The organism is Devosia sp. (assembly GCF_028290435.1).
Lineage (GTDB): Bacteria > Pseudomonadota > Alphaproteobacteria > Rhizobiales > Devosiaceae > Devosia.
Map to the genome: position 1 here is coordinate 239,942 of NZ_JAQGJV010000009.1, position 6,437 is coordinate 246,378.

Genomic DNA, 6,437 nt, shown 5'->3' on the forward strand with positions numbered 1-6,437 from the left:
GCGCCACACCGGCCGCCGACAAGTCCGCCACGTCCGGCGACCACAGCAAAGAAGATCCATCATGACCGCAATCGTCACCACCATCACCCAGATCGTCATTCACACCCCGGCCTGGGTCTGGGTCGTCCTGGCGCTGCTCGTCTGGCGCGGCCTCAAGAGCGCCCAGCCGCGCAATGTTGGCCTTGGCAAGCTGGTGCTGCTGCCGGCCGCGCTCGTGCTGGCCTCCGCCCTTGGCATTGCGAGTTCGGGCATTTCGAGCGCCATCATCGCCGGCATGGCGGTCGGCGCCCTTGGGGGTGTTGCGGCCGGACTGGCGCTCGAGCGCCGCAATCCCGCCACGGCCCTGGGTAATGGCCAGCTCCGCCTTGCGGGCGAATGGGCCCCGCTCTTCGTGATCCTGGCCATCTTCCTTACCCACTATGTGGGCGCCGTCGCCGCCGTCATGGCGCCCGCCTTCGCCACCAGCGCGCCGTTCCTCATTGCCATGGCGGCCATCTCGGCCTTCTCCAGCATCATGCTGGTGACCCGCACCGTGCTGCGCGTGCGAATCCTGATGGCCATCGCGCCGCTGGCCGCCTAGGCCACCGCCCAAAACCCGAGCAGTTCTTCCCGGAACTGCTCGGTGGCATCGAGGTTGGCGCAATGCCCGCCTTCAGGCAATTGCACGACCCGCCAGTTCTCTCGCGCGCCGATCCGCCGGAGTGCCGGCTTCAGCACCAGGTTGACTGCCCGGTCCATGCCGCCCACCAGAATCAGCATCGGCCCGCTCCAGCCCAGCGCGTTGGCGGTCAGGTCATAGGCACGCACATGCCCGGTGATGGCCTGCCCCACACGCGGATCGAAGGCCGCGATCATCTCGGCGATCAGCGTGCGCCCTGCGCGTTCTCGCGTCGTGCTGACGGCCGTCAGTTCCGACAGCCAGCCCTTGCCCAGCAACCGATATAGCAGTGGAAACACCGGGCCGGTAATGACTGGCAATTTCAATCGGAACGCGGTGCCGAACAGGCTCAGGCTCAAAAAACGTTCCGGCGCCATGGCCAGCATCTGCAAGGCGATGATCCCGCCCAGCGAATTGCCCACCCAATGGGCGCTGGTAACGCCGGCATTGTCGAGCAGGGCCAGCATATCCTCTGCCATCACCGGGATGGCAAAACCGGCCCTGGTATAGCCCGCCGGAAATTCCGAACGGCCATGCCCGCGCACGTCGGGCACGATGACGCGATAGCCCAGCCCGGCAAAATAGCGCGCATCGGCCTCGAACTGCCGCCCATTCGCCGCCAACCCATGGCACAGCACGATCGGCACGCCATCGCGCGGTCCGGTTATCGCGTAAAATAGCCTCGTGCCGTCAGCGCTCCTGAAAGTGCGGATTTCCAAACGCGATACCTCTCAGGCATTGCCGATCACGATGCCCGCCGCGAACACCAGCGAGCCCCCAAGCACCACCTGCAGGACGGCGCGCCAGAATGGCGTTTGCATAAACCGGTTCTGGATAAAGGCGATAGCCCATAGTTCGATCAGCACCACCACCACGGCAATCGTTGTCGCGGTGAAAAAGTCGTGGATCAGATAGGGCAGCGCATGCCCCAGCCCGCCGAGCGCCGTCATCACCCCGGCCGCGAGGCCCCGCTTGAGCGGCGAGCCGCGCCCGGTCAGCTTGCCGTCGTCGGTCGCCGCCTCGGTAAACCCCATCGAAATCCCCGCGCCCACTGCCGCCGCGAGACCGACCAGAAATGTCTGCCATGTATCGCCCGTCGCGAAGGCCGCGGCAAACACCGGCGCCAGTGTCGATACCGAGCCATCCATCAGTCCGGCCAGACCCGGCTGTACATAGGTCAAGACGAACTGCCTGTGCGCCTCGCTCTTCTCGCTGCCGCGCCCCTCGGCGCCCAGCTCGCTTTCATCCAGCCGGTCGGCCGCATCGGCATGCTTACGCTCCTCGCGCGCCAGGTCGCCCAGCAGCTTGCGGATGCCGGCATCCTGCGTCTGCTTGGCCGCTTCCAGATAAAACCGATAGGCGCCTTCCTCCATCTCCCAAACCTGCTGCCGCACCGCTTCCAGCGTCAGCGTTTTGAGCAGCCAGATCGGCTTGCGCGGCAAAAACCCGCGCACGTCCTCGCGCCTGATTGGCACCAGCCGCGCACCGAACCGCTCTACATAGAGGTCGAGCAGACGCCGCCGGTGCCCGTCCTCCTCGGCCGCCATGCCCTCGAAGATCGCCGCCGATCCCGGATAAAGCGTCGCCAGCCGGCTGGCGAATTCCGAGTAAATCCGCCCGTCTTCCTCCTCCGCCGTCACCGCCAAAGCGAGAATTTCCTGCTCGTCCAGCGAGGCGAAATCACGGCGATGATCGAAGCGCAAGGAAAACATCACGGACTCATAGTTTAGAATTGTTCTAAACTATGGATAGGCGGATTTTCGCACTGAAGCAAGTCCGAGGATGCGAGCTGAACTCTCCCTCCCCCACGCACTCACTCACTCTGCCCCACCAGCCCAAGCTGCCTTGCCGACGATCCGCGCGACTGATGCACATAGCCCAGCACCGAGGCCGGCACTTCTTGCGCCAGCCACTCGCGAAACAGCCGCGTCTTGCGCGGCTCCCGTCGCCCTGTGGTTACCGCCAGCCAATAGCCCAGCGGCCCCTCAACGCTCAGCGCGAACGGCCGTACCAACCGGCCATCGCTGACCGCGTCGGCGCTCATCATGTCGGCAGCGATCAATACCCCCTGCTCGGAAATCGCCGCGTCGAAGGCCAGCGACGCATCCGAATAGGTAGGACCGGCAAATTTCAGCTCCGGATCGACCCCCGCCGCCGAGCGCCATAGCGGCCAGCTCAACATCGAGGTCTGGTCCTGGATCACCGGCACCTTGGCCAGGTCGGCCGGAGCCTTGAGCAAAGCCGCAACGGGCGGCGCACAGACCGGCTGATACGCCGCGCCGCCAATCAGTGTCGTGGTCACGCCGGCCCAGCGCCCGTCGCCATAGCGGATGCCGCAATCCACATCGGCCCGCGACAGGTCCAGCATCGCCGCCGTCACCGTCAGCCGGATTTCGATTTCGGGATGAGCGGTGGTGAATTTGTTGATCCGCCAGATCAGCCAGCGCGAGGCGAAGACGCTGCCCACCGTCAGGTTCAACACGCCCTCCTCGCTGCCGCGCAAACTGGCCAACCCGTCCTGCAGCGCCGAAAATCCCGCCGTCAATTGCGGGAGCGCCTGCCGCAAAGCCGGCAAGGGCACGAGGCCATGGGAAGTGCGCTCGAACAATTCCATGCCCAGCCGCTCCTCGGCCCGTCGCAAATGCTGGCTGACCGCGCCAATGGTCACGCCCAGTTCCTCGGCAGCCGGCGCCAGCGCACCGCGCCGGGCGACAATTTCAATAGCGCGAACCGCATTGAGCGGGATGGGAAAGGGATTAGGCATATAGATTATCTATAACGACTGCCCGACCTTGTCCATTGCTGGGACGGCGGCCGAGGCGCATTTTGACCCATACCGATCACTTCAAAACCGGAAGGAGAATACAAAATGTCGCCATTCAAATCGATCTTGCTCCGGTTGGGGCGCCTCATCGCCGGGGCGCGCACCCAACAGGTCGATCTCGATGCCATGAATTTGCACGATTGGGCCGACCTGCCGGCCTATCATCCGCGCGCCGAGGCCGGTTGCGCCGTGCTGAGGCCATAATCGGGGCATTGAAGAGGGCAACGACTTTCCGGAAACGGTTCTGCCGCTTCCGCCCCTTCAAGGAGTTGCTCCATGATCCGTTCGCTCGCGATTGCCGCCGTTGTCCTCGCCACCGCCGGCGCGGGTTTTGCCCAGGAAGCGTCGACAACGACGCCCGCGCCCACCGATATCCAGATCGAGCCCGGCGCCACCATCAATGTCATGTCCAAGCAGGCCAACATGCTGACTGGCATCTACGCCACCCAGGCGGTGATCGACATCTGTGCCATCACCGTGCCCGAGCCGGTCGCCACCAAGATGGGCAATGATCGCAAGCGCTTCGAGACCGGCGTCGGCCTTGACGCCACCGGCGCCACCGAGGCCTATGACAAGGTCAAGACCAGCGTCACCGCCACCAAGCCCGACTGCGCCGAAGGCAGTGCCGATCGCAAGAATGTCGAGGCCGTACTGGCGCTTTACGCGGGGAATTAGCCCCCGGCGCCTCACCCCTCCCCCTGAGGGACTTCGAGCCGTCTTGCAAATCGCTCCGGTGGAGCGATTTGAGGCGAGAAGGCCATGAGAGCTAGGCTCGAATGGCCCAGGCGCGCAACCGCCTACTCACACAGCCGCGACGTACACGTCTTGCCATGACACCCCAGATCGACATGAATATGGTCGTGATGCAGGGCATTGGCTTCCGGCCCCAACGTCGTGGTAAAATGCCCGCAGGCCGCGTCATGGGCGAATTTGACGATGCGACTGCCCTGCTCTTCCGTGCCGGTCCAGCCTTCTTCGACGGTCACGTTGCGCCCGTCCTCAAGCCGAAACCCCACCACGTCCAGCGCATCCGCAAAGGCGTGGAACGACAGGTTGCCTTCGGCCGCATTGTTGACATTGCGGCACATATAGCCCGTGCCCACCGTCACGCTGGCGATAGAGGTATCGTCATGCGCCTTCACATAATTGTCGACCTCGGCGATCCATTCCGGCAGCGCCGTCGCCATGCCGCAATCGGTCACCGCCTCGGTGTTGAACGGCACCATCCGCCCGTTCACCAGCACCCCGGTCACCGATAGCGGCGATTGCGACTTGCATTGCCCATCGCTGATCGGCGGCAGCGCCTTCGCCTCCACCTGCCCCGTCAGCATGGCCGGGCACGCCGTCTGAAATATCCGCGCCGGCTCGGCTTCGGCCGCTGGTTTTGGCGCGGCCTCAGGCGCCGGTTGCGCGGGCAAGTCCTCGGCCGCAGGGGGCACGGCTTCCTCGGTCGGCTTCGGCGTTTCCGCCTGTTCAGGCATGGGCACCTCGACCGGCTCTTCCGGGCGTTCCCGCAGCAAGCTTACTCCGGGTTGTGACACCACAGGCGGGGATGGCGGCACCGGCCTGGTTACCTCCGGCACTTGCGGCTTGACGGGCTCGATCACCACCGGCGTTTCGGGTCCGCCCAGATCGGCCGGCCGCTTCTGCGGGATCGGCGGCGCTTCGTCGGTCACGACCGGCCTGGGTCGCCGCGGCGCCTCTTCGGGCTTTTGGGTAATCCCCTCCACCATGTCGCGCAGGGGCGCAAAAATGTCCTGCCCTACCGCCGGTAGCGACAGCAGGGCAAAAAGGGCGATCGGCAGTGCAATTGATATCCGCATAAGGCCCAAACGCTCGGCCCTGGCGGCGGTTGCGTCAGGCGCGCTCGATTCGCAGGGTGAAGCAATTATTGGTGGCGCTGCGCATATGCACGTAAGCGACGTCGTCGCGCCTCAGCAGCATTTCCGCCTGCGCCGCGATCTCGGCGGGCGCCACCACCATGCCGGTGCCGTAAACGATCCTGTCGTTTGCGCCATAGCCGCGCAGGATCTGCCGATTGTTCCCGCCCTGGTGCCGCGTCGGCAGCCCCGCCTCCGACGCATGGGGCGGGCACGCCTCGGCATGCAGGAAGACCGGCCCGATCTCGGCATAAGGCTGCGGCGCCGGGAATGGGCGATAGGCCAGGGTCAGATAGGGCTCGCCGGCCTCCACATATTTCAGGCAATGCCGGCACGGCACGCCGTCGCCATCCGAAATCGCCCGCTCCGGCGACTGCCCGTTGGCGTCGAGTGCTCCCGCCCGATAGGCCGCCGCCACGTCGGTCGGCATGCCCAAAAATCGCAATGTCATGGTCGTTCTCCTGGTTTTTGTACCATCAACCATGCCGGCGCCGCCTCCACGACCCGCTTTTGACACCACGCCGGCCTGTTAACCCGCTCTAAACCATCTTTGCGCGCGCTCCCGCGTCTGCTATCAGCGCCCTCATGACAACGCCGCTCAAAAATATCCGCAATTTCTCCATCGTCGCTCACATCGATCATGGCAAATCCACCTTGGCCGACCGCCTCATCCAGCTGACTGGTGGGCTGGAGGTGCGCGAGATGAAGGAGCAGGTGCTCGACTCGATGGATATCGAGCGCGAGCGCGGCATCACCATCAAGGCGCAGACCGTCCGGCTCGAATACAAGGCCAAGGACGGCAAGACTTACATCCTCAACCTGATGGACACGCCCGGCCACGTCGACTTCGCCTACGAAGTCTCGCGCTCGCTGGCGGCCTGCGAGGGCTCGCTCCTGGTGGTCGACGCCAGCCAGGGCGTCGAGGCGCAGACGCTCGCCAACGTCTACCACGCGCTCGACGCCGGGCATGAAATCGTGCCGGTGCTCAACAAGATCGACCTGCCCGCCGCCGAGCCCGATCGCATCCGGCAGCAGATCGAGGACGTGATCGGCCTCGACGCTTCGGAGGCGGTGC

Annotated in this window: 9 protein-coding genes; 4 read left to right on the plus strand and 5 right to left on the minus strand. The window is 65.0% G+C overall.

The window, feature by feature from the left end:
• Window positions 1-61: 61 nt before the first annotated feature.
• Window positions 62-580, plus strand: coding sequence for a DUF6622 family protein (locus tag JWP26_RS02970; protein ID WP_299723208.1), 519 nt, complete (start codon window positions 62-64; stop codon window positions 578-580).
• On the opposite strand, the gene JWP26_RS02975 is transcribed toward JWP26_RS02970, so the two are convergent.
• From JWP26_RS02975 to JWP26_RS02985, 3 genes are all read right to left on the minus strand, one after another.
• Window positions 577-1,377, minus strand: a complete 801-nt coding sequence (locus JWP26_RS02975) for an alpha/beta fold hydrolase (RefSeq protein ID WP_299723211.1) — start codon at window positions 1,375-1,377, stop codon at window positions 577-579. The two genes, JWP26_RS02970 and JWP26_RS02975, sit on opposite strands and share 4 nt — an antisense overlap.
• Window positions 1,378-1,389: 12 nt before the next feature.
• The gene (mbfA, locus tag JWP26_RS02980; RefSeq protein ID WP_299723214.1) at window positions 1,390-2,370 is read right to left on the minus strand and encodes an iron exporter MbfA; all 981 of its coding nucleotides are present in this window, start codon (window positions 2,368-2,370) and stop codon (window positions 1,390-1,392) included.
• A gap of 101 nt (window positions 2,371-2,471) precedes the next feature.
• Window positions 2,472-3,422, minus strand: a complete 951-nt coding sequence (locus JWP26_RS02985) for a LysR substrate-binding domain-containing protein (RefSeq protein WP_299723216.1) — start codon at window positions 3,420-3,422, stop codon at window positions 2,472-2,474.
• Window positions 3,423-3,527: 105 nt separating this feature from the next.
• On the opposite strand from JWP26_RS02985, the gene JWP26_RS02990 reads away from it, so the two are divergent.
• Together JWP26_RS02990 and JWP26_RS02995 are read left to right on the plus strand one after the other, a co-directional pair.
• Window positions 3,528-3,686 (plus strand): hypothetical protein, encoded by a 159-nt coding sequence (locus JWP26_RS02990; RefSeq protein ID WP_299723219.1) that lies wholly within the window; start codon window positions 3,528-3,530, stop codon window positions 3,684-3,686.
• A 72-nt stretch (window positions 3,687-3,758) separates the two neighbouring features.
• Window positions 3,759-4,157: a hypothetical protein gene (locus JWP26_RS02995; protein ID WP_299723222.1), complete on the plus strand. Its 399-nt coding sequence runs from the start codon at window positions 3,759-3,761 to the stop codon at window positions 4,155-4,157.
• Window positions 4,158-4,279: 122 nt separating this feature from the next.
• On the opposite strand, the gene JWP26_RS03000 is transcribed toward JWP26_RS02995, so the two are convergent.
• Complete coding sequence (locus tag JWP26_RS03000) at window positions 4,280-5,305, minus strand: extensin family protein (protein ID WP_299723225.1); 1,026 nt, start codon at window positions 5,303-5,305, stop codon at window positions 4,280-4,282.
• Window positions 5,306-5,339: 34 nt separating this feature from the next.
• Window positions 5,340-5,813: a DUF1203 domain-containing protein gene (locus tag JWP26_RS03005; RefSeq protein ID WP_299723228.1), complete on the minus strand. Its 474-nt coding sequence runs from the start codon at window positions 5,811-5,813 to the stop codon at window positions 5,340-5,342.
• A gap of 134 nt (window positions 5,814-5,947) precedes the next feature.
• Between JWP26_RS03005 and JWP26_RS03010 the strand changes: the two genes are divergently transcribed.
• Window positions 5,948-6,437, plus strand: a 490-nt coding sequence (locus JWP26_RS03010; RefSeq protein WP_299723231.1) for a GTP-binding protein, incomplete at its 3' end; no start/stop codon positions are given.

Bases quoted from the DNA above. Each gene is read 5' to 3' on its own strand.
- JWP26_RS02985 (WP_299723216.1), bottom strand. From the start codon at position 3,422: ATGCCTAATCCCTTTCCCATCCCGCTCAATGCGGTTCGCGCTATTGAA.
- JWP26_RS02990 (WP_299723219.1), top strand. From the start codon at position 3,528: ATGTCGCCATTCAAATCGATCTTGCTCCGGTTGGGGCGCCTCATCGCC.
- JWP26_RS02970 (WP_299723208.1), top strand. From the start codon at position 62: ATGACCGCAATCGTCACCACCATCACCCAGATCGTCATTCACACCCCG.
- mbfA (WP_299723214.1), bottom strand. From the start codon at position 2,370: ATGTTTTCCTTGCGCTTCGATCATCGCCGTGATTTCGCCTCGCTGGAC.
- JWP26_RS03005 (WP_299723228.1), bottom strand. From the start codon at position 5,813: ATGACATTGCGATTTTTGGGCATGCCGACCGACGTGGCGGCGGCCTAT.
- JWP26_RS02995 (WP_299723222.1), top strand. From the start codon at position 3,759: ATGATCCGTTCGCTCGCGATTGCCGCCGTTGTCCTCGCCACCGCCGGC.
- JWP26_RS03000 (WP_299723225.1), bottom strand. From the start codon at position 5,305: ATGCGGATATCAATTGCACTGCCGATCGCCCTTTTTGCCCTGCTGTCG.